The organism is Serratia sp. CY38905 (genome assembly GCF_052168875.1).
Taxonomy (GTDB): Bacteria; Pseudomonadota; Gammaproteobacteria; order Enterobacterales; family Enterobacteriaceae; genus Serratia; species Serratia sarumanii.
Genome location: NZ_JBJNLV010000009.1, coordinates 18,801 through 40,680, shown reverse-complemented (window position 1 = coordinate 40,680; position 21,880 = coordinate 18,801). Strand labels below are relative to the sequence as shown.

The following is a 21,880-nucleotide window of genomic DNA, read 5'->3' as shown; positions in this document are numbered from 1 at the left end:
GTTCATCCCTGATGTTTATTTTTCTTTATTTTTTTACCGTCATCAGTTTGCCCGTTCGGCGGGAACGCCATACAACCGTGCGACGTTCTGCGATTGGGTGAACTGTTTTAAGGTGTTCCAAACATAAATGCGCGCTGCCTGGCTTGCAGCAAAAATCTAAAATACACAGCGTGCCGCCCTCATCCCATTCTGAGGTATGGAGAAGAAACTGCGGATCGTTAATAAATCGACCCAGCGCCTCATCTCTCAGGTAGGCCCAGGTTATATATCCTAACGGATTATCCAAATGGTCGAATAATATTTTGAATTGGTTTTGATTAATCGCTTCCTGAGTCCATAGCTGCAACGTTTTTATATGGTACAAACTGTAATTTTTATTCATCAGCATACAGTTAACGGCGAAGCCCAGGCTCTCGTATTGACTGAACTTACTTTTACCCTGCTGGTTTTCTTTGATAAAACTCACGAAATATCCTCAGCGTTATTATTGTAATACGTTGATCGTCTGGCGCTCGAAACGATCCAGATAGGTTTGCAACTGTTCGCTGATCTCGCTGACTTCACCGCGCCAGCCTGCAATTTCTTGAAAAATCACTTCACGGCGCATGAACGCGCGGGAGCCCAACCTTCGGGTGACGGTCTGCTTCATCGCCTGTTGTAATCCGGCGGCGGTTTGATCCGCTGATGTTTCCTGAAGGTACTTCGCGTATAACCGCTGGAATGCCAGAGAAAATTTCTCCTCCGCTGTCGTACCCTGTTGTTCGGCGGAAACCCTTACGGGCGAGTCGATGAGCCGATGCAACAGGGCAATCGCCGGATGAGCATTCCCCTGGCCCAGACCTTGTCGACGGCTAAAGACGCCGGGAGCCAAATCGAACATTTTTTGCAAGCGTTCGCCTAAGGCGAACCATTCGGCGGTGAGAGGCAGGCGTTGTAAAAATGCAGGGGCAAAACCCGCCATACCGAGATTATCCAGCAGGCAGGCTCGCTTGTAGGCCATACTAAAGGCCGCGCCGATGCCTTGATGCGCTGCCGCGAGAAATGCCGGGCCAAATTGATGCTTGGCTAAATAAAAAGCGAGATCTTGCATGCCTCTCAGCAACAAAGGGGCGTCTTCGTTGAGTTTGTTGTGCTGAATGTAGCTGCGGCCGGGATCTCGACGTTCTGCGGGAAAAACGCTGCGAACACCATGAAAGTCCAGCAGCCTGCCGGCCATATCGCAATTGGAGGGTGAGGTCATCATCACCAAATGGCGGGTACGGCAGTAAGCTATCTGCGTCGCAAGGCGCCGGGCAAGCTCGCAGAGCCCGTAGAATGCTCGTTCTTCCTGCGGCAATGCCAACCAGCGCACAGCGTCAAACTCAGAGGGACGAGGCAGAAAGGACGGTGCGGCGACAATGAGCTTTTCGGTCCGCTCAATATCCGAAGGCTGCCTTTGCATCGCATCATGAGGATGATAGTAGGGCGCGCGGCAAAAATGTGCAGGGCGCACGACGGGTTCGCGCACCAGCAACGCCTTGCGGTTATGGACATCTCCCGCCGATGCAGGAGAGAGGGTGGCGATGGGGTTGTCGGTCAGCAAGATCGCCTTATTGGGCACGGCGCCGTAAGGCAGCAGTTTGGCCATGACGTTTCCCCACAATGCCTCCAATACTGCGCCGTTCATTGTCAACTCGCCATCGATATGCTTTGCCCCTTGACCGACTAACGCATTGGCTCCGATGCCTTTAACCTGCCATCGCCCATCAAAGCCACAGCGTGCGCCACCGCCGTTGCGCGAAATAGCCCCGCCGCCATAACGTTCGGCGAAAAAGACTTTTTCATCGTTTAAGAGCGGCGTGCCGTCATCAAAAATAGCATGACGATTATTTTCTTCGATGAGATAGCTGGCCTCATTTTTCAGTTCGTCCTGCTCGGCAGGGCTTAATTCGTTGTGCCAGAGTAATTGAGAACCTGTCTTTTTTGCGACAAAAGGAATCAAGCTTTCGTGAAGCATGGCGAGGTTTTTCATTTTTTTAATCGTTATTTTTATGGGCGCAGGGCAAGTTAAATATCGGCCTTGTTGTTCAAGGGATAATAAGGTCCACGTTTTTTAATTTGAAGAATCCGGTGTTGAAAGTGACGACGACGGTGAAGGGCGACCACCGCCACTGCCATTCCATGTTGGGCCCATGGGAACCTGTGGAATAGCAACGTTAACCGGCATGTGCGGTGCGGCCTGAATAGCGATTTCCGTGCCCACGCCCACGGCTAATGATACGGGGGTGGGCAATTTCGCTATTGTGCTCAGGCTGCCGACAATAAGTGAAGTCGGATTATAAGAATCATTGCCGTCAGAACCGTTAATACATGACAACTCAACTTCCGTTAAGGCTCTCATTTAAGCTCCTTCTTGCGAGAGGTAATAGATAACACAAGCGAAAAAATAACTGCCATCGACAAACCATACATTGCCGTGATTTTAAGGGCGGCCGTATCCAAAAGGATCGCTTGGCGCTGCAGGCAGTAGTCTAAAAATACGGCAAGGGGGAATATCAAGAACAGCATGACGATATGGTACGTGCGCAAGCCTTTTTTCTTCGCGTTTTTATAAGTTGCACTGATAATGAGGATGAAAATGACAATAAGAACTATTTCCGTTATAAGCTGCAATTTGATTAGCTCCATTAATCAAAATTTACATCAAGTTACATTGAGTAACCTGATAAGTCAACAGGGTATTTTATGATTCTTCTTTATTTATCAATGGCATTGAATTAATTTCCTATAAACTAATTACATTATGTGACTATATATTGATGATAAAAAACAAAGATGTCACTGGCGCTTCTGGCAGCGGCCGGCGAGGCGGCTAACTTCTAATCACTTGTTTTTGCTCAAACTGCCAACTGCACCTAAGCTAGGAGGTGACTCAGAGGGAGCGATTCCCCGAGACCTTATTCCGTGAACATGGAGGAGTTTCGATTTGATGCGTTTATCCACATTGGTGCTGGCGATCGGCATGGCGCTGGGCTCGCAGGCACAGGCAGCAGAAACCCAACCTCACGCCGACCATAGCGCGCTGCCCAGCGGCCAGGCGAAGGAGGCTAACGTGACCGGTGAAGCCAATCAGCACGACAAGCAAAAGACTCAAAATCCGTTCTTCTATCAAAGCCGTCTGCCGTTCCAGGCGCCGCCGTTCAACCTGATCAAGGAGAGCGACTACGCGCCGGCGATCGAAGCGGGCATCAAGCAAAAGCGGGAAGAGGTGGAGAAGATCGCCAACAACCCGGCCAAGCCCAACTTCAAAAATACCTTCGTGGCGCTGGAGCAGGCTGGTTCGTTGCTGACGCGGGTGATGAACGTGTTCGGCGCCATGACCTCGGCCAACACCAGCGACGCGCTGCAAAAGCTGGATGAAGAAACCTCGCCGAAGCTGGCGGCGCTGAACGACGACATTATGCTCAACGGCAAGCTGTTCGCGCGCATCAAGGCCATCTATCAGGATCGCGACGCGCTGAAGCTGGATCCGGAGTCGCGCCGGCTGGTGGAAGTGACCTACAAGAACTTCGAACTGGCGGGCGCCAACCTGTCGGACGCCGACAAGGCCAAGCTGAAGGCGCTGAACCAGGAAGCGGCGACGCTGAGCACCCAGTTCACCAACAAGCTGCTGGCGGCGAGCAAAAACGGCGCGCTGGCGATAACCGACCCGGCGAAGCTGGACGGCCTGTCGGAAGGCGAGCTGGCTGCGGCGGCCCAGGCGGCCGCCGAACGCAAGCTGGAGAAACAGTGGCTGCTGGTGCTGCAAAACACCACGCAACAGCCGTTGCTGCAGAGCCTGAAAGATCGCGACACCCGCCAGGCGCTGTTCGACGCCTCCTGGACGCGTGCGGAGAAGGGCGACGGCAACGATACCCGCCAGACCATTTCCCGTCTGGCCAAGGTGCGTGCCGAGCAGGCCAGGCTGCTGGGCTATCCGAACTACGCCGCCTGGAAACTGCAAAACCAGATGGCCAAGACGCCGGATGCCGCGCTGAGCTTTATGCGCAACATCGTGCCGGCGGCCACCGCGCGCGCCGAGCGTGAAGCCAAAGACATTCAGGCGGTGATCGACCAGCAGAAAGGCGACTTCAAGGTGCAGGCCTGGGACTGGCAGTTCTATGCCGAACAGGTGCGCAAGGCCAAGTACGATCTGGACGAGTCGCAGATCAAGCCTTACTTCGAGCTGAACAACGTGCTGAACAACGGCGTGTTCTACGCCGCCAACCTGCTGTACGGCATCAGTTTCAAGGAGCGCAAGGACATCCCGGTCTATCAGCCGGACGTCAAGGTGTACGAAGTGTTCGACAAGGACGGCAAGTCGCTGGCGCTGTTCTACACCGACTACTTCAAGCGCGACAACAAGGGCGGCGGCGCCTGGATGAGCAACTTCGTCGATCAGTCGAAGCTCAACGGCACCAAGCCGGTGATTTACAACGTCGCCAACTTCACCAAACCGGCACCGGGCCAGCCGGCGCTGCTGTCGTATGACGACGTAATCACCATGTTCCACGAGTTCGGCCATGCGCTGCACGGCATGTTCGCCGATCAGGAATACCCGAGCCTGTCGGGCACCAACACCGCGCGCGACTTCGTCGAGTTCCCGTCGCAGTTCAACGAGCACTGGGTCAGCGATCCGAAAGTGTTCAGCCACTTCGCCAAGCACTACCAGACCGGCGAGGCGATGCCGCAGGAACTGGTCGACAAGATCAAGAAGGCCGACAAGTTCAACAAGGGCTACAGCATGACCGAGCTGCTGTCCGCCGCGCTGCTGGACATGCACTGGCACATGCTGACCGCCGATCAGCCGCAGCAGGACGTGGACAAGTTCGAAGCCGAGTCGCTGCAAAAAGACAAGGTCGATCTCAGCTACGTGCCGCCGCGCTACCGCTCCAGCTACTTCCAGCACATCTGGGGTAACGGCTATGCCGCGGGCTACTATGCCTATCTGTGGACGGAAATGCTGGCGGACGACGCCTTCCAGTGGTTCACAGAACACGGCGGCCTGACCGCCGAAAACGGCCAGCGCTTCCGCGACATGATCCTGTCGCGCGGCAACAGCCAGGATCTGGAGAAGCTGTACATCGACTGGCGCGGCAAAGAGCCGAGCATCGAACCGATGCTGATCAACCGCGGGCTGAAGGACGAGTAAGTTCGGCCACTCCCGGTAAGCAAACAAAAGGGCGCGTTATGCGCCCTTGGTCTTTTTGGCTTGGTCGACATTCAGCGGTTCACCACCTTGGCCGGCAGGGCCACCACCAGCAGCGAGCTGAGCAGCAGGCAGCCGGCGAAGGCCCAGAGCGCGCCGCCGCTCTTGCCGGTCAGATCCAGCGCCAGCCCCATCAGCGAATTGCTCACCAGCCCGGCGATGTTGGCCAGCGAACAGGCCAGCGCGAAGCCGGTCGCCGCCGCCGTGCCGCGCAGGAAGGTGGCCGGCAGGCTGAAGAACACCGGCACCGCGCCGATGATCGCCGCCTGGGCGATGGAGAACAGCAGCACCGTGGCCAGCGCGTTGTGGGTAAAGAAGGTGCTGCCGGCCATCGCCAGCGCGCCGACGATAAACGGCACGATGATATGCCAGCGCCGTTCGCGCAGCCGGTCGGAACTGCTGCCGATCAGCAGCATGCCGAGCAGGGCGGCGACGCTGGGGATCGCCGTCAGGTAGCCGATGGTGGTGATGTCGGTGACGCCGGCGGTTTTGATGAAGGTCGGCATCCAAAAGCCCATGGCGTAGGCGCTGAGCAGAATGGCGAAGTCGATGCCGCCGAGCATCCAGACTTTCAGGTTGAAGAAGCCGTCGCGGAAGCTGTGCTTGCCGTGATCGGCCTCGGCGTCGTCGCGCGCCAGATCGTCGGCGATGCGCTGTTTCTCCTCGGGCGTCAGCCACTTGGCCTGCTGGTAGGTGTTAGGCAACAGCCAAAAGGTCAGCACGCCCAACAGCACGCTGGGAATGCCCTCCAGCAAAAACAGCCATTGCCAGCCGTGCAGCCCGTGAAGCATGTCGAAATGGCCCATGATCCAGCCGGACAGCGGCCCGCCGATCACGCTGGACAGCGGCAGGCCGATCATGAACAGCGCGATGATGCGGCCGCGGCGATAGGTCGGGAACCACAGCGTCAGGTAAAAGAGCACGCCGGGCAGGAAACCGGCCTCCGCCACGCCGAGCAGGAAACGAATGACGTAGAACTGGGTCGGCGTGGTGACGAACATGGTGGCGGTGGACAACAGCCCCCAGGTGATCATGATGCGGGCGATCCACATTTTGGCGCCGACGCGCTGCAGGATCAGGTTGCTCGGTACCTCGAACAGAATATAGCCGACGAAGAACAGCCCGGCGCCGAGGCCGAAGGCCGCTTCGCTCAGCTGCAGCGCGTCGGCCATCTGCAGCTTGGCCAGCCCGACGTTGATGCGATCGAGGTAGGCCGCCAGGTAACACAGGCAAAGAAACGGGATCAGTTTCCAGGTGATTTTGCGGTACAGCAGCAGCGATTCTGCGTCCGCTTTCCCCGCCAGCGGGGTGTCGACAATGGCCATGATGTTGTCTCCAGGTGGTGCGTGTTGGCCTCCGCAGGAGGCGCCTGTTGTGTTTGCGTTGCATGGGCGCCGCCCTGTTTCGGGCGGTCGCGTGAGGCGCTGTTTGCGCCTTCGTTATTGTCGTTGCAGGTGAATCCTTGACTCATAACCGGTTCAGGTAGTCGAGCGCCTCCCGTTTGTGCACCACGTCGCCGTATTTGCTGTCGATATCGAACAGGTTGGCTTCGTGTGGGCCGGGGTGACGATCGCCGACGCACTCGCGCACCACCATGGCGCGAAAGCCGTGCTGCACCGCGTCCACCGCGCTGGCGCGGATGCAGCCGCTGGTGGAGCAGCCGATCATCAGCAGCGTGTCGATCCCTTGCGCCACCAGCAGCGGCGCTAGCGCGGTGCCGAAAAAGGCGCTGGCGTATTGCTTGCTCAGCACCACCTCATCGGCCAGCGGCGCCACCGGCGGGCAGAACGCCGCCAGCGGGTTGCCCGCCACCATGTCCTTCATCACCGGCGCTTTCTTCATCCACAGGCCGCCATCGGCAAAATGGCCTGCATGATAGCGGATGTGGGTGTGGATGACAGGAATTCCCGTGCGGCGCGCGCAGGCCAGCAGCTCGCGGCTCTCCTCGACCGCGCTCACCACGCCCGGCGCGAACAGCGGCGCGCCTTCGGTGGTGTAGGCCTGCATAAAGTCGATCGCCAGCAGCGCCGGGCGCCGGCCGAAGCCGATGCGCTGGCCCCAGACGCCGCGGTAGTTGTCGCTGAGGGTGTCGTTCATCCTGCCTCCTCAATAGGCGCCGGACAGCAGGGCGCCGGCGCCGGGGACGATCGGTTCCAGCTCCAGCGCGGTCAGCATCGCGTAAGTGGTGGCGATGGCGGCGGTGATCACCGGCTTGCCGGTTTGGGCCTCCACCGTCGGAACCGCCGGCAGCGAAGGCATCTGCACGCAGGCGGACAGCACGATAGCATCGACCTCGCGTAAATCCATCTCGGCGACGATCCCCGGCAGCCTGGCCGGATCGTGCCGGCCGACTTCGAGGTTGTCCGGGATCTCCAGCGCGCGCCACACCTTGACCTCAATGCCTTCGTGCTGGATGTAGTCCACCACCAGCTGGGTCAGCGGTTTCATGTAGGGCGCCACCAGCGCGATGCGTTTGGCGCCGATCACCTTCAGGCCGTTGACCAGCGCGCCGGCGCTGCTGATAACCGGCGCGGCGGCCTGATTGTCTTTCGTCACCTGCGCCAGCCGGGCCTGCGATTCGCGGTGGTAGCCCAGCCCCATCGCCATGATGGCCACCAGGCAGGCGTAGCCGAGCACGTCGACCCGCGCGTCGGACAGCTCCAGGGCGCAGCGATCGGACTCGGCGTCCATCGCCGCCAGCTCTTCTTTATTGACGTGTTTCATGCGCATGCGGCTGGAGTGAAAGGTGAAGCGCTCCGGGCGTATCAGCTGGCGCGCGCCCAGCATCGCCGGGATCTCGGTTTCCATCGTGGTGTTGGAGCTGGGCACGATCTGGCCGATGCGGTAGTGGTTGCTCATGTCGGTGTTCCTCAGTTAATCCAGAAAATCGCCCAGGGCGCGGAAGAAGCCGTCGAAGTCGTCCCACGGGATCATGTGCCCGGCGTTCTCGACCTCGACGATGGCGATCTCCGGCTGCAGCGCGCGGATCTCCGCCCGGTCTTCGGGCTGAATGACGCCGCCTTTGCCTGCGGCCATCAGCAGCGTCGGCATGGTCAGCAGCGGGTAGTCGCGGTGGCTGTCCACCTGATGAAAATCGTCGTAGGCGCGTTGGATCGCCGGCTCGTAGCAGGTGTGCAGCCACTCGGCGCGCAGCCGGCGCTGCTCTTCGCTCCAGGTCGGGCAGAAGGCGCGCATCTGCTCGGCGCTCATGCCCGGCAGCGACTGCCGGATCGAGTCGGCGTACCACGGCCATTGGCCGGGATAGGCGCGGCGGCCGGGGCCGGAAACCGGCGGATCGACCAGCACCAGCCGCCGCACGCCGGCGGGCTGCAAAACGGCGGCGCGCAGGGCGAAGCGGGCGCCCATCGAATGGCCGAGCAGGGCGTAACTGGCCAGGCTCAGCGCGGCGGCGAAGGCATTGACGTCCTGCGCGCAGGTCTCCGCGTCATAAGCCAGTTCCGGGCCGCTGGACGACAAACCGCGGCCGCGCACGTCGAGCACGTAGACGTCGTATTTTTCCCCCAGCCGCTCGGCGACGAAACCCCAGGTGATCGCCGGGCTGGTGATGCCGGGGATCAGGATCAGCGCCGGGCCGTGGCCGCCGTAGCGCAGGTAGTGTTGGCGAATGCCGTTGGCGTGAACGTGGGCGCCGTAGAGGAAAGTGCTCATGCGGCGTTCTCCGATTTCAGCGCTTGCGCGTACAGGTCATAGCCGTAGACCCAGGCCGGATCTTCCTGGGTGCGCAGGAAGGTGTTGGCGTTGGACACCGCCTGCACCCGTGAAGCGCGCTCCTTGCGGTTGGCTTCATACAGCTGGAAGGCGGTGCGGTAGTCGCCGAGGCCGGTTTCCTGCAGGCAGCGGGTCAGCATGGCGGCGTCTTCGATCGCCATCGCCGCGCCCTGCGCCATGTGTGGCTTCATCGGGTGGCAGGCGTCGCCGAGCAGCACCAGGCGGCCCTCGCTCCACAGCGGCAGCGGTTTGCGGTTCAGCAATGGCCATTTGGTGACCTGCTCGCTGGATTCGATCAGCGCCTGCACGATCGGGTGGTAGCCGGCGAAGGTCTCGAACATCTCTTCGCGGCTGCTGTCGATGAAGCTGCCCTGGAAATCCCAGGCCGGGTGCGGCACGCCGCTGACGTAGTAATACTCGTCGCGCCGTTGGGTGGTGTAGTAGACCATCAGATGGCGGTCCGCCGACCACCACTTCACGCAGTCTTCGAACGTCAGGTTGTATTTCGCCAGCTTCTCGCCGCGGATCAGCGCGCGGTGGGCCACCCAGCCGCTGTAGGTCGGCGCTTCGGCGCCCAGCAGATGTTCGCGGATGCGCGAGTTGATGCCGTCGGCGCCGATCACAATGTCGGCATGGGCCGAGGTGCCGTCGACGAAGTTCAGCACCACCTCGTCACCGCGATCTTCAATCTTGCTCAGGCATTTGCCGAAGTGCAGGGTGCCGGGCTGCAGCGCGGAGAGCTGCAACGCCTGCAAATCGCCGCGGTGCACCGTCACATAGGCGGCGCCGTACTCCCGGCGGGCAAAGCCGCCCAGTTCGATGCGCGACAGGTAGTCGCCGCTTTCGGCATCGCGGCTGAACCAAAAATCGGGATGAGACGCCATCTGCTCCAGCCGCTGCTCAATGCCGAGTCGGCGGAAAATCTTCAGGACGTTCGGCCCCATGTGAATGCCGGCGCCGAGGCGCGAGAACGCCGGGCTCTGTTCATACAGATCGACGGTAAAGCCGGCTTTTTGCAGCAGCCCGGCGGCGGCGGCGCCCCCCAGCCCGGCGCCGACGACGGCGATGCGTGGTTGTTTGCTCATCATGTTTCCCCTGTCTGTTGGCTTTTTCAGCGTAGGTCCAACGCATGGCTGGACGATCGATTTATAGTGTATGCGCTAGATAACGCAAAGTTGCAAAAGTGTTAAATCAGATCTTGCTCACGCTAATTGACAGCGCTTTACTGTTAAACTCATGTTAATCACAGGATTAGAAAGGGATGAAATAGGACTTTCTTATGGTGGATATTCGCAGCTTGCTTTCCTTTGATTTTTTGACTTAGATAAAAATGAGTGTGTTCACTTTAAATTGTTTGAAAAATCACCGCCGCCTTGCGGGCGGCGGACACCCTTGACGAGACAGGAGACAGGCCATGGCGGTCAATGAAACCCAGTTGGTACAGCTGTTTGAGCAGGTGCTTACGCTGTCGAAGGTCGATGCTTCGCAGAGCGTGGCGATTTTGAAAAGCCATTATTCCGATGCGCGCACGGTGCGCGCCGCGACCGACGCGGCGCTGCGGCTGGGCGCCAGGGTGTATGCCGTCGAGCTGCCGGCGTTCAACCATCCGCGGGCGATGGGCAACGACATGACCGCCTATTGCGGCGATACCGCGCTGACCGGCAACCTGGCGGCGCAGCGTGCGCTGGAGGCCGCCGACCTGATCGTCGATACCATGATGCTGCTGCATTCGCCGGAGCAGGAGCAGATCCTGAAAACCGGCACCCGCATCCTGCTGGCGGTGGAGCCGCCGGAGGTGCTGGCGCGCATGTTGCCTAACGCGGAAGACAAGGCGCGGGTGCTGGCCGCCGCCGCCGTGCTGGAGCAGGCGAAGCTGATGCAGGTGACGTCCGCCGCCGGCAGCGATTTCCGCGCGCCGCTCGGGCAATACCCGACGGTGACCGAGTACGGCTATGCCGATGAACCGGGGCGCTGGGATCACTGGCCGAGCGGTTTCCTGTTCACCTGGCCGAATGAGGAGCAGGCGGAAGGGGTGCTGGTGCTGGAGGTCGGCGATATCTTGCTGCCGTTTAAAAGCTACGCGCGCGAACGCATCACGCTGGAGATCGAACAAGGCTTCGTCACCCGCATTCACGGCGGCTTCGAGGCGGAATACCTGCGCGAATACATGAAATACTTCGACGATCCGGAGGTGTACGGCATCTCGCATATCGGCTGGGGCCTGCAGCCGCGCGCCCAGTGGACGGCGATGGGCCTGCACGACAAGAACGACGGCATGTGCATGGACGCGCGCGCTTTCTACGGCAACTTCCTGTTCTCCACCGGGCCGAATACCGAAGTGGGCGGCACGCGCAAAACGCCTTGCCATATGGACATCGCGCTGCGCCGCTGCGACATCCGCCTCGACGGGCAAACGGTGGTGGCGGATGGGGAAGTGGTGGCGCCGGAGGCCTCGCGCGCGCGTCGGGCTTAATCGTTGCTGCCAACGGCGGGGGTTTGTACTATTCTCGTGAATTCCATAGATGGTGAGAGTAACGCAATGACGCCCCCCGAATACCCGTCAGCCGTGAGCGGCCAACCCGAAAATTATCATTTTACCGAGCAAGTCGGGCACCTGCTGCGCAAGGTTTATCAGCGCCACCTGGCGATTTTTCAGCAAAACGTTGGCGATTCGCAGCTGACGGCGGTGCAGTTCATCACCCTGTGCGCGGTGCGCGATATGGGGCCGAGCTCGCTGACCGAGCTGGTGCAGGTGACGGCGGTGGATCAGGCCACCATACGCGGCATCGTCGAGCGGCTAAAGGCGCGCGATCTGATCACGGTGACGCCGGATCCGGTGGATCGGCGCAAGGTGGTGGTCGGCCTGACCGACGCCGGCGCCGTGCTGCTGACGGAAACGGTGCCGCAGGCGGCGAAAATCACAGAGCTGACGTTCGGCACGCTCAACCCGGCCGAACGGATAGCGCTGATATTCCTGCTGAATAAAATGCTGGAAGATCCGCCCACCGGCTGATTCGCCCGCGCAACGTCGGTTGCCTGGTGGTCGGTGGTGAGAGGCCAGCCCATAAGACCATCAAGTGCAGGCGGAGACGCGAACAATGGCGATATCTGAAGTGCAATCGCCCAGGGAAGGCGCGAAAACCACGCTGACGGAGCATCCGCTGATGCTGTCGGTGAACGGCGAACAGCTTCATGCGCAGGTGATGGCGGATACGCCGCTCTTGCTGGTACTGCGCAACGATCTGGCGCTCAACGGCCCGAAATACGGCTGCGGCCTGGGCGAATGCGGCGCCTGTACCGTGTTGATCGACGGCGTGGCGGCGCGCTCCTGCGTGATCCCGGCGCTCGGCGTGTCCGGCCGGGCGATCGTGACTCTGGAAGGCCTTGGCGATCGCCAGCGCCTGCATCCGGTGCAGCGCGCCTTTATCGAAGAGCAGGCGGCGCAATGCGGCTACTGCCTCAACGGCATGATCATGACCACCAAAGCCCTGTTGGATCGCAATCCCGCTCCGAGCGAGGCGGAGATCCGTCAGGCGCTGTCCGGCAACCTGTGCCGCTGCGGCACCCATCTCGAAATCCTGCGTGCGGTTCAGCGCGCCATCATTCTCTGCCGCGATGAGGGCGCCCACGCTTATGACTGATTCCCGTCCCTCATCGCCGAGCCAGGCCGAATTGCTGCAGCGCGACGGCGTGCTGCTGATCGTCGACAGCGTGCAACCGCCTTCGGGGCCGGTGCCCAAAGGGCAAACGCCGGTGCTGAAGCCCAGGGAGCAAGGGCTGTTTATCGCCCTGTGCGACAGCGGCGAAATCTATGCCTTTAACGGCCATGTCGATCTCGGCACCGGCGTGCGCACCGCGCTCGGCCAGATCGTCGCCGAAGAGCTGTACCTGCGCATGGATCAGGTGCGCATGGTGTTGGGCGATACCGAGCGCGCGCCGAATCAGGGCGCCACCATCGCCAGCGCCACGCTGCAGATCTCCGCCGTGCCGCTGCGCAACGCCGCCGCCGAAGCGCGCCGTTGGCTGTTGCGCCAGGCGGCGCAGCGCTTCGATGCGCCGGTGGAACAGCTGACGCTGGAGGAGGGCGTGATCCGCGGCCCGCAGGGGCAGGCGCTCAGCTACGCCGAACTGGTGGCCGGCGGTCATGTCGAGCTGTCGATTTCCGGCGACGCACCGCTTAAACCGCAGGCAGAATATCGCCTGGTGGGCACCAGCGCCGCGCGCGTCGATATTCCGGCCAAGGCGACCGGCGAAACCACCTACGTACACGATATGCGCCTGCCGAATATGCTGCACGGCCGGGTGGTGCGGCCGCCCTATGCCGGGTACGACAGCGGCGAATTCGTCGGTACCAGCCTGCTGGCGGTGGATGAAACCTCGATCGCGCATATTCCCGGCATCGTCAAACTGGTGGTGATCGGCGATTTCATCGGCATTGTCGCAGAGCGCGAAGAGCAGGCGATCAAGGCGGCGCAGGCGTTACAGGTCAGTTGGAAAGACTGGCGGCGCAATTTGCCGCAGATGACCGACGTGGCGCAGGCGCTGCGCGACAACCCCCATTCGACCCGGGTGGTGCACGATACCGGCGATGTGGACGCGGCGCTGGCGGCGGCCGACAGGCGTTTCACCCGCAGCTACCTGTGGCCGTATCAGCTGCATGCCTCGATTGGCCCTTCCTGCGCGCTGGCGGACTACCGGCCGGAGCGCCTGCAGGTCTGGTCGGGCAGCCAGAACCCGCACCTGCTGCGCGCCGATCTGGCCTGGCTGCTGGAATACCCGGAAGCGCAGATCGAGATCGTTCGCATGGAGGCGGCCGGTTGCTATGGCCGCAATTGCGCCGATGACGTCTGCGCCGACGCGGCGCTGCTGTCGCGCGCGGTGGGCAGGCCGGTGCGGGTGCAGCTGACCCGCGAGCAAGAGCATGTGTGGGAACCGAAGGGCACCGCGCAGCTGATGGAGGTGGACGGCGGGCTGGACGCCGCGGGGCATCCGGTCGCCTACGATTTTCGCACCTATTATCCTTCAAACGGCGCGCCGACGCTGGCGCTGCTGCTGACCGGCCGGGTTGAACCGCTGCCGGTGGCCTATGAAATGGGCGACCGCACCTCGGTACCGCCTTACGAATATCCGGCGCTGCGCGTCAGCATCGAGGACATGGCGCCGATCGTGCGCGCCTCCTGGATGCGCGGCGTTTCCGCCTTGCCGAACACCTTCGCCCACGAATCTTATATCGATGAGCTGGCCCACGCCGCCGGCGTCGATCCGCTGGAATATCGGCTGCGCTATATCGATGATGAACGCGCCAGTGAGCTGATGCGCAGCACGGCAGAACGCGCCGGCTGGACGCCGCATACCGAACCGATGCAGACCCCGGCGGAAGACGGCGTGCTGCGCGGGCGCGGCTTTGCCTATGCCCGTTACATCCACAGCAAGTTTCCCGGCTTTGGCGCGGCCTGGGCCGCCTGGGTGGCCGACGTGGCGATCGACAAAGCCAGCGGCGAAGTGGCGGTGACGCGCATCGTGGTCGGCCACGACGCGGGCATGATGGTTAACCCGGACGGCGTGCGCCACCAAATTCACGGCAACGTGTTGCAATCGACCAGCCGGGTATTGAAAGAGCGCGTGACCTTTGAGGAATCGACGGTCTCCGCCAAAGAATGGGGGGCTTACCCGATCCTGACCTTCCCGGAGGTGCCGGAAGTGGACGTGGTGATGATGCCGCGCCCTTACGATCCGCCGCTGGGCGCCGGGGAATCGGCGTCGGTGCCCAGCGCGGCGGCCATCGCTAACGCGGTATTCGACGCCACCGGCATTCGTTTTCGCGAGCTGCCGATCACCTCGGATAAACTGCGCGAGGCGCTGAACGGGCCGGACGCCGAGCGGCAGGCCGCGCCGCCCAAGAAAAAGAAGCGCGGCAAATGGTGGTTCGGCGGCGCGGCGGGGCTGTTCGGCGCGGTGCTGGGCATCGCCGGCAGCGCCTTGCCGTGGCGGGCGGAGATCGCGCCGGTGGCGACGCCCGGCGCCGGCACCTGGTCGGCGGCCACGCTGGAGCGCGGCCGCCAGTTGGCCGCTGCCGGAGACTGCGCGGTTTGCCATACCGCGTCGGAAGGGGCGACCAACGCCGGCGGGCTGGCGATGGCGACGCCGTTCGGCACGCTCTACAGCACCAACATTACCCCGGACGTGGCAACCGGCATCGGCAACTGGTCGTTTACCGCGTTCGATCGGGCGATGCGCCAGGGCATCGCCCGCGACGGCCGCCATCTGTATCCGGCATTTCCTTACACCGCCTTCAGCAAAATGACCGACGGCGACATGCAGGCGCTGTACGCTTATCTGATGTCGCAACCGGCGGTGCGCCAGAGCAATCCGGCCAATCAGATGCGCTTCCCGTTTAACCTGCGGCCGCTGATGGCCGGCTGGAACGCGCTGTTCCTGCGCCAGGGGGAATATCAACCCGATCCGCAACAAAGCGCGCAGTGGAACCGCGGCGCCTATCTGGTCAACGGGCTTGGCCACTGCGCCGCCTGCCATTCGCCGCGCAATCTGCTGGGGGTGGAAAAGGGCGGCGCGGCTTTCCTGGCGGGGGGAATGGTGGACGGGTGGGAAGCGCCGGCGCTGAATCAATTGGCCAATGCGGACAAGCCCTGGACCGAGGAACAGCTGTTTCAGTACTTCCGCAGCGGGCATTCCGCCGAGCACGGCGTGGCGGCCGGGCCGATGGGGCCGGTGGTCAGCGAACTGGCGACGTTGCCGCAGAGCGATCTGCGGGCGATGGCCAACTATGTGATGTCGCTGAGCACCAAGGCGACGCTGAATGTGGAACCGCAGGCGCAGTTGGCGGCCCGCGCCTTGCCGGCGGCGGGGCAACTGGCCGGCGAGCGGTTATTTCAGGGCGCTTGCCAGGCCTGCCACAGCGCCGCCGCCGGCGGGCCGCAGCTGTTCGGCGTCAGTCCCGATCTGGCCAATAACACCAATATCTTCAGCGATCGCCCCGATAACCTGATCAAGGTGATCCTGCAAGGGATCCCCAAACCGGCTACCGCCGAATTGGGCTTTATGCCGGGCTTTAAGGACAGCTTTTCCGATCGGCAGGTGACGGCGCTGGTGAATTATCTGCGCCAACGCTATGCCGGCGACAAACCGGCCTGGCGCGACGTGGAGGCGCAGGTGGCGCGGCTGCGCGCGGAGCCGGGGAATCATTAACATTGTAAATTGTTACATTGGGTTATTGACTGGCGGCGCTCATTTGGTGATTAATGTTAGCCTGATTTTTACCTTACCTATAAAAAACAGGAAGTTAACATGGCATTAACCACGCATAAAATGGAAAGCGGCCTGGCCGTAACAGTTCGTTTACCTGAGAATCAGGCCAAGGTTCCGGCGATTATTCTGTGTCACGGCTTCTGCGGCATTCAGGAGCTGTTGCTGCCGGCCTTTGCCGAGGCCTTCGTCAACGCCGGTTTTGCGGCGGTGACGTTTGACTATCGCGGCTTCGGCGCCAGCGAGGGTGAACGCGGGCGGCTGGTGCCGGCGCTGCAGATTGAGGACATTCTGGCGGTGAGCCGTTGGGTGCAAACGCAGCCGCAGATCGACAGTGAGCGCATCGGCCTGTGGGGCACATCGTTTGGCGGTTGCCACGTGTTCGGCGCTGCCGCGGCCGATCCGGCCATCAAGTGCATCGTTAGCCAGCTGGCCTTCGCCGACGGGGAAACCATCGTGACGGGGAAAATGGCCGCCGACGAAAAACAGGCGTTCATCGCCACGCTGGACAAAATGGCGGAGAAGAAACAGGCTACCGGCAAAGAGATGTTTGTCGCCGTCACCCGGGTGTTGAGCGATGACGAGTCGAAAGCGTTCTTCGAGGAGAACAAGGCGCGCTACCCGGCGATGGACATCAAGATCCCGTTCCTGACCGTGCGCGAAACGCTGCGCTATCAGCCGCGCGACAATGCGGCGCGCGTCACATGCCCGGTGCTGGTGGTGGTGGCGGGCAACGATACCGTCAACCCGCCGGAGCAGGGCATCGCGCTGTATGAGGCGGTAGGCAGCGCGAAAAAGGCGCTGCACGTCGAGCAGAATGCGAAGCACTACGACATGTACGCCGGCCCGCATTTCGCCGGCATCATCGGCCGTCAGATCGCCTGGTTCAACGAGTACCTGTAATACCGTCCTCCTCCTGGCGCAGAAATGCCACCAGCCGCTGCGCCGGCAATGGCAGCTGCGCCCGTTCGCGCACCACGATCGACAGACGCCGGATCGCCCAGTCGTCCGTCAGCGGCAGGGCGTTGCGCAGGATCTCGGGCAGCCGCCGGGCGCTCTCTTCCGGCACCACCGCCAGACCGGCGCCGCGCAGCACCATGCGGCAGATGGCGTCGAAATTGGCGGCGCGCGCCCGCAGCCGCATCGGGCCGCCGCTGCGTATCGCCAGCTGCTCCAAATGCTGTTGCAGCGCGCTCTGTTCCGGCAGGCCGATAAAGTCGAAAGGCAGGGCGTCCGCAAAGCTGAGCTGGCGGCGGCCGCTGAGCGCATGCCCCGGCGGCAGCGCCAGCACCAGACGATCCTGCCGGAAGGGGTAGCTTGCCAGCCCGCGCAGATCGGCATGATCCGCCACGATGCCGATATCCGCCGCCCGTTCGGCGATCGCCTGCGCGATGGCCGGGCTGGGCAGCTCCTCCAGCGCGATGTCGGTGTACGGGTGCAGCACCAGAAAATCCGCCAGCAGTTCCGGCAGAAAAGCGTCGGCGGCGACGGTATTGGCGACGATGCGCAGCTGGCTGCGCTGGCCCGGCGCGAACTCGGCCATGTCGCCGCGCAGCCGGTCGCGCTGCTGCAGCAGCACGCGCGCGTGTTGCAACAGGCGTTCACCGGCGGGCGTCGCCTGGACGCCGCGCGGATTGCGCGTCAGCAGCGCCACGCCGGCCTGTTGCTCCAGCCCGCGCATGCGTGCGCTGGCGGCGGCCAGCGACAGCCCGACGCGCTCGGCGCCGGCGGTGATGCTGCCGGTCTCGAGCACCGCCGCCAACAGCCGCAGATCGATAAAGTCAAAATGCATGCGTTCTTCCTCTGTCTTTGCCGCAGGCAGGCTCTGCCATTGCCGCATTGTGCCGCGGCGCGGCGCCGGCCACAATCGGGCCGTTGATTCGCCATAAGGATAGACGCATGTCGCTGACGTTACTCGAAATTGTCGCCCTGACGGGCATTTTTACGCTGGCCGGCACGGTCAAAGGGGCGATCGGTTTGGGATTACCGACGGTGTCGATGGGGCTGCTCAGCCTGATGATGCCGCCGGGGCAGGCCGCCGCGCTGCTGCTGTTGCCCTCATTGATCACCAACCTGTGGCAACTGCTGTGCGGGCCGCGGTTGGGGGCGCTGTGCCGTCGGCTCTGGCCGATGATGCTGTGCGTCACGCTGGGCACCTTGCTGAGCGCCGGCACGCTCACCGCCATCGACGGCCGCCTGGCGCCGCTGGCGCTGGGCATTTGCCTGACCGGCTATGCGCTGTTGGGTTTTACCCGTTTCGACTGGCGCGTTTCCGCTGCGGCGGAGCCTTGGCTGGGGCCGCTGTGCGGCCTGTTGACCGGCGTGCTGACCGGCGCCACCGGCGTGTTCGTCATACCGGCGGTGCCCTATCTGAACGCATTGGGCCTGGCGCGTGACGATCTGGTGCAGGCACTGGGGCTGTCGTTCACCGTCTCGACGCTGGCGCTTGCCGCCGGATTAGCCTGGCATCAGGCGCTGCCCGGCGCGCTGCTCGGCGTTTCGCTGTTGGCGCTGCTGCCGGCGTTGGCCGGCATGTGGCTGGGCGGGATCGCGCGTCGTCACAGCAGCCCGCTGATTTTTCGTCGCCTTTTCTTTATTGGGTTATTAATCTTGGGTGTTGAGATTATTTGGCGTTCAATTAATTGAATCGATAGCATCTACGTGTAATCAGGTTCGGTATATTATTCTGGGTTTTATTCTAATATGATTGTTTCCAGCATTGAGAATACACTTGCAGTCATTCTTGTCAAAAACAGCCCTTGTGGCAGCGGTTACGGAGCCAGTGGTTTCTGGGGGAATGGCAGTTCTACAGGAAATGGTTATGGCGGCAATGGCACTGAACCGAGAGAGGCCCGAGAATCCGGAACCAAACGCTAATTAACCGCTGCAATCCCAGCACAGAAGTAAAATTCTGTGCTTTTATGGGGTATATGATGAATAGATATGTTGTTTTTATAAAGAGTGATGAATCAAAAGTGCTAAGAAAGGACGTGGTTACACGCGAGATTATTAAGGATATGAAGCGGAAGGGCTTCAGAAAGCATCATGTCGAAGTAGAGGCTGATAACGAAAGCGATGCCGTTAACAAATTAAATAAGAACAGCAATGACTATTTGGATTCATTGAAAAATTTCTCCGGTGATTTATTGTTTTGCTCTATTTGTGTCATTGTTATGGTCATGGTTTATTTATTTAGGTGATCCATGATCTAGTGTTGAGTAATTCAGGTTTTTTATACTATACGACTGCCCGCCAAAACCCCAATAAGGCTCAGGCCTGCGCTCCACTCCAAATGGTCTCCTGCATGCCGGAGAGGATGCGTTCGCCGATTTCGCTCTCCCGTTCTTCATACCCGCCGTGGGCGATGACCCTGTCTTTGCCGTGCGTGAGGTCGCAGCGCTTGTGCGCTTTCAACACCCGTTGTTTCACTCGATAGCGGCGTCGCCCTGCCCGTAGGAGCGGCGGCAAAAAAGTCGTGCAGGCAATGAACGGCGATGGGGCAAGGCTATTTTTTCTGCCCGCTCCGGTTCTCAATTTACTGGGCGCTTACATTGCGCGATATTCTGGTTTTCTGATGGGCTAAGGCGGATGAGGGAACCATGACGGACAGCCAGGCGTTTGAACAACAAAGCCTCGACAATCTGCTGAGCTATTGGCGGCGCCATCGCCGCCTGCCGGGCGCGCGCTATCCGGCCGGCCCGACCGATACCCTGTGCGACGTGCCGGGCGTTAGCGTCGGGCATCACACCTTGGCCGACGGCGAATGCCAGACCGGCGTTACCGCCATCGTGCCGCCGGGCGATCTGTTCAACCAGCCGTTGCCGTGCGGCAGCGCGGTGCTCAACGGCTTCGCCAAACCGCTGGGGCTGGTGCAGCTGAACGAGCTGGGGGTGCTGCAAACGCCGATCCTGCTGAGCAACACTTTCGCCGTCGGCACGCTGTTCAATGCCATGGTGCGGCGCAGCTGTCTGCGCTACCCGCAGATCGGCCGCGGCAGCGCCACCATCAACCCGCTGGTGCTGGAGTGCAACGACGGCTACCTCAACGATATTCAGGCGATGGCGGTGCGCGAGGAGCACGTCTTCAGCGCGCTGGATAACCATTCCACCCGCTTTGCGCGCGGCAGCGTCGGCGCCGGGCGCGGCATGAGCAGCTTCGGCCTGAAAGGCGGCATCGGCACCGCCTCGCGCTATTGCCCGGGGCTTGGCACCACGCTCGGCGTGCTGGTGCTGGCCAACTTCGGCACCCTCGACTCGTTGACGCTGAGCGGCGTGCGCGTTGGCCAGGCGCTGGGCAGGCTGCTGGCGGATCCGCCGCCGCAGGTGGACGCCGGTTCGGTCATTATCATCATCGCCTGCGATCGGGCGCTGGACAGCCGCCAGCTGAACCGCATCGCCCGCCGAGCGGGCGCGGGCCTGGGGCGAGTGGGCAGCCATTGGGGGCACGGCTCCGGCGATATCGCGCTGGCGTTTTCCACCCGGTTGCTGGGGGCGACGCTGCCGGACGAACGGCTGGAGCCGCTGTTTGCGGCGGCGGCGGACGCCACCGAATACGCGGTGTTGGATGCGTTGCTGAGCGCCGAGGGCGTCAGCGGTTTCCAGCGGCACGATCGCATGGCGCTGGGCCCGCTGCTCGATCGGCTGGCGGAAAATTAAATAACGGGAGCGTGGCGTGAAAGTCTTTATCTCTGCAGATATCGAAGGTATCGCCGGCGTAATGCGGCCGGAGCAATGCAACCCGGCCCATGCCGACTATGCGGCGGCGCGCGAGCTGATGGAGCAGGAGGTCAACGCGGCCATCGACGGCGCTTTCGCCGGCGGGGCCACCGCGGTGACGGTGGCCGACAGCCACGCCATGATGCAGAATCTGCGCGCCGATCGCCTCGATGGGCGCGCGCGCCTGGTGCAGGGTAAACCGCGTGGGCTGTCGATGGTGGAAGGGCTGCAACACCAACGTTACGACGGCCTGATGTTCATCGGCTACCACAGCGCCGCCGGCGAGCATGGCGTGCTGGCGCATACCATCAACGGCCGGGCCTTTTACCGCGTCAGCCTGAACGGCGAAGCGGTGGGCGAAAGCGATCTGTACGCGGCGGCGGCGGCCGAGTTGAACGTGCCGCTGTGGCTGGTGAGCGGCGACGACGAGCTGCAACGCTGGGTAGCGGAACGTTACCCGCACGTCGGCTATGCCTGCGTCAAGCGTGCGATCTCGCAAACCGCCGCCGAATCGCTCAGCCCGCAGCGGGCGCGCGCCGAGATCCGCGAACGGGCAATGCAGCAGGTGCGCCAGGGCGGGAAGCTGCCGGTGGAGCGCCGCTTCATGCCGCCTTACCGGCTGACGCTGATGGCGGCCAAACCGGTATTGGCGGATCTGTTCAGTCTGGTGCCCGGCGTGGAGCGCCAGGACGCGCTCACCGTGGCCTTCGACAGCGACAACATGGCGGCGCCAATCCGCCTGCTCAGCGTCTTTTCGTATCTGGCGACGACGCAGAATTGATGCACGATGTGCGGGCGACCCGCCCGCAGCGCACGATTCCTCAACGAAAAAATCCCTTATCAAGATTAGGCCTGCTGGATAATAGGCTACGCTAATTATTGCTCTGTTGCGCTATGTCACCCGACCGGCGCAACAACCCATTCCCATAACAAGATTTGTTTCGCC

Annotated in this window: 21 protein-coding genes; 10 read left to right on the top strand and 11 right to left on the bottom strand. The window is 61.8% G+C overall.

Annotated elements, in window-relative coordinates:
- Positions 1-25 precede the first annotated feature (25 nt).
- From ACJ8MK_RS18060 to ACJ8MK_RS18045, 4 genes are all read right to left on the bottom strand, one after another.
- Entirely contained in the window at positions 26-466 is a 441-nt protein-coding gene (locus tag ACJ8MK_RS18060; protein ID WP_060420920.1) for a toxin-activating lysine-acyltransferase, read from the bottom strand.
- Between the two features lie 18 nt (positions 467-484).
- Entirely contained in the window at positions 485-2,011 is a 1,527-nt protein-coding gene (locus tag ACJ8MK_RS18055; protein WP_442517955.1) for an MchC protein, read from the bottom strand.
- A gap of 81 nt (positions 2,012-2,092) precedes the next feature.
- Positions 2,093-2,380, bottom strand: coding sequence for an E492 group microcin (locus ACJ8MK_RS18050; protein ID WP_125460888.1), 288 nt, complete (start codon positions 2,378-2,380; stop codon positions 2,093-2,095).
- Complete coding sequence (locus ACJ8MK_RS18045; RefSeq protein WP_060420559.1) at positions 2,377-2,652, bottom strand: hypothetical protein; 276 nt, start codon at positions 2,650-2,652, stop codon at positions 2,377-2,379. The genes ACJ8MK_RS18050 and ACJ8MK_RS18045 overlap by 4 nt, the downstream gene beginning before the upstream one ends.
- A 316-nt stretch (positions 2,653-2,968) precedes the next feature.
- Here ACJ8MK_RS18045 and dcp point away from each other — a divergent pair, with 316 nt between their 5' ends.
- Positions 2,969-5,170, top strand: a complete 2,202-nt coding sequence (dcp, locus tag ACJ8MK_RS18040; RefSeq protein ID WP_442517954.1) for a peptidyl-dipeptidase Dcp — start codon at positions 2,969-2,971, stop codon at positions 5,168-5,170.
- 71 nt (positions 5,171-5,241) lie between these two features.
- Here dcp and ACJ8MK_RS18035 read toward each other — a convergent pair whose 3' ends face one another.
- The 5 genes from ACJ8MK_RS18035 to ACJ8MK_RS18015 all read right to left on the bottom strand — a co-directional run bounded on the left by ACJ8MK_RS18035 (position 5,242) and on the right by ACJ8MK_RS18015 (position 10,044).
- Positions 5,242-6,552, bottom strand: a complete 1,311-nt coding sequence (locus tag ACJ8MK_RS18035; RefSeq protein WP_033655189.1) for an MFS transporter — start codon at positions 6,550-6,552, stop codon at positions 5,242-5,244.
- 142 nt (positions 6,553-6,694) lie between these two features.
- Positions 6,695-7,324, bottom strand: coding sequence for an N-carbamoylsarcosine amidohydrolase (locus ACJ8MK_RS18030; protein WP_442517953.1), 630 nt, complete (start codon positions 7,322-7,324; stop codon positions 6,695-6,697).
- Between the two features lie 9 nt (positions 7,325-7,333).
- The gene (locus ACJ8MK_RS18025; RefSeq protein WP_015377793.1) at positions 7,334-8,086 is read right to left on the bottom strand and encodes a maleate cis-trans isomerase family protein; all 753 of its coding nucleotides are present in this window, start codon (positions 8,084-8,086) and stop codon (positions 7,334-7,336) included.
- A 15-nt stretch (positions 8,087-8,101) separates the two neighbouring features.
- Positions 8,102-8,896, bottom strand: a complete 795-nt coding sequence (locus tag ACJ8MK_RS18020) for an alpha/beta fold hydrolase (protein WP_033634449.1) — start codon at positions 8,894-8,896, stop codon at positions 8,102-8,104.
- Positions 8,893-10,044 carry an FAD-dependent monooxygenase gene (locus ACJ8MK_RS18015; RefSeq protein WP_033634450.1) on the bottom strand — a complete coding sequence of 384 codons (1,152 nt, stop codon included), beginning with the start codon at positions 10,042-10,044 and terminating at the stop codon, positions 8,893-8,895. The genes ACJ8MK_RS18020 and ACJ8MK_RS18015 overlap by 4 nt, the downstream gene beginning before the upstream one ends.
- 326 nt (positions 10,045-10,370) lie before the next feature.
- Between ACJ8MK_RS18015 and ACJ8MK_RS18010 the strand changes: the two genes are divergently transcribed.
- The 5 genes from ACJ8MK_RS18010 to uilS all read left to right on the top strand — a co-directional run bounded on the left by ACJ8MK_RS18010 (position 10,371) and on the right by uilS (position 17,122).
- Entirely contained in the window at positions 10,371-11,429 is a 1,059-nt protein-coding gene (locus ACJ8MK_RS18010; RefSeq protein WP_033648244.1) for a 2,5-dihydroxypyridine 5,6-dioxygenase, read from the top strand.
- 66 nt (positions 11,430-11,495) lie between these two features.
- Entirely contained in the window at positions 11,496-11,969 is a 474-nt protein-coding gene (locus tag ACJ8MK_RS18005; RefSeq protein ID WP_033634451.1) for a MarR family winged helix-turn-helix transcriptional regulator, read from the top strand.
- Between the two features lie 85 nt (positions 11,970-12,054).
- Positions 12,055-12,597 (top strand): (2Fe-2S)-binding protein, encoded by a 543-nt coding sequence (locus ACJ8MK_RS18000; RefSeq protein ID WP_033634452.1) that lies wholly within the window; start codon positions 12,055-12,057, stop codon positions 12,595-12,597.
- A complete protein-coding gene (locus tag ACJ8MK_RS17995; protein WP_334282560.1) occupies positions 12,590-16,162 on the top strand; it encodes a molybdopterin cofactor-binding domain-containing protein in 3,573 nt (1,190 codons plus the stop codon). Before ACJ8MK_RS18000 ends, ACJ8MK_RS17995 begins: the two co-directional genes overlap by 8 nt.
- A gap of 99 nt (positions 16,163-16,261) precedes the next feature.
- Positions 16,262-17,122: a UilS family quorum-quenching N-acyl-homoserine lactonase gene (gene uilS / locus ACJ8MK_RS17990; RefSeq protein WP_334282561.1), complete on the top strand. Its 861-nt coding sequence runs from the start codon at positions 16,262-16,264 to the stop codon at positions 17,120-17,122.
- On the opposite strand, the gene ACJ8MK_RS17985 is transcribed toward uilS, so the two are convergent.
- Positions 17,106-18,011 carry a LysR family transcriptional regulator gene (locus ACJ8MK_RS17985; RefSeq protein ID WP_334282562.1) on the bottom strand — a complete coding sequence of 302 codons (906 nt, stop codon included), beginning with the start codon at positions 18,009-18,011 and terminating at the stop codon, positions 17,106-17,108. The genes uilS and ACJ8MK_RS17985 overlap by 17 nt on opposite strands.
- 107 nt (positions 18,012-18,118) lie before the next feature.
- Between ACJ8MK_RS17985 and ACJ8MK_RS17980 the strand changes: the two genes are divergently transcribed.
- Together ACJ8MK_RS17980 and ACJ8MK_RS17975 are read left to right on the top strand one after the other, a co-directional pair.
- On the top strand, positions 18,119-18,865 hold the full coding sequence (locus ACJ8MK_RS17980; RefSeq protein WP_060420933.1) for a sulfite exporter TauE/SafE family protein: 747 nt from the start codon (positions 18,119-18,121) through the stop codon (positions 18,863-18,865).
- A 287-nt stretch (positions 18,866-19,152) separates the two neighbouring features.
- On the top strand, positions 19,153-19,419 hold the full coding sequence (locus ACJ8MK_RS17975) for a hypothetical protein (RefSeq protein WP_060422300.1): 267 nt from the start codon (positions 19,153-19,155) through the stop codon (positions 19,417-19,419).
- A gap of 70 nt (positions 19,420-19,489) precedes the next feature.
- Here ACJ8MK_RS17975 and ACJ8MK_RS17970 read toward each other — a convergent pair whose 3' ends face one another.
- Positions 19,490-19,636, bottom strand: a complete 147-nt coding sequence (locus ACJ8MK_RS17970; RefSeq protein WP_193146253.1) for a hypothetical protein — start codon at positions 19,634-19,636, stop codon at positions 19,490-19,492.
- A 182-nt stretch (positions 19,637-19,818) separates the two neighbouring features.
- Here ACJ8MK_RS17970 and ACJ8MK_RS17965 point away from each other — a divergent pair, with 182 nt between their 5' ends.
- Both ACJ8MK_RS17965 and ACJ8MK_RS17960 read left to right on the top strand, forming a co-directional pair.
- A complete protein-coding gene (locus ACJ8MK_RS17965) occupies positions 19,819-20,874 on the top strand; it encodes a P1 family peptidase (protein ID WP_033648254.1) in 1,056 nt (351 codons plus the stop codon).
- Positions 20,875-20,890: 16 nt separating this feature from the next.
- Positions 20,891-21,715, top strand: coding sequence for a M55 family metallopeptidase (locus ACJ8MK_RS17960; RefSeq protein ID WP_033648255.1), 825 nt, complete (start codon positions 20,891-20,893; stop codon positions 21,713-21,715).
- The last annotated feature ends 165 nt before the right edge of the window (positions 21,716-21,880 follow it).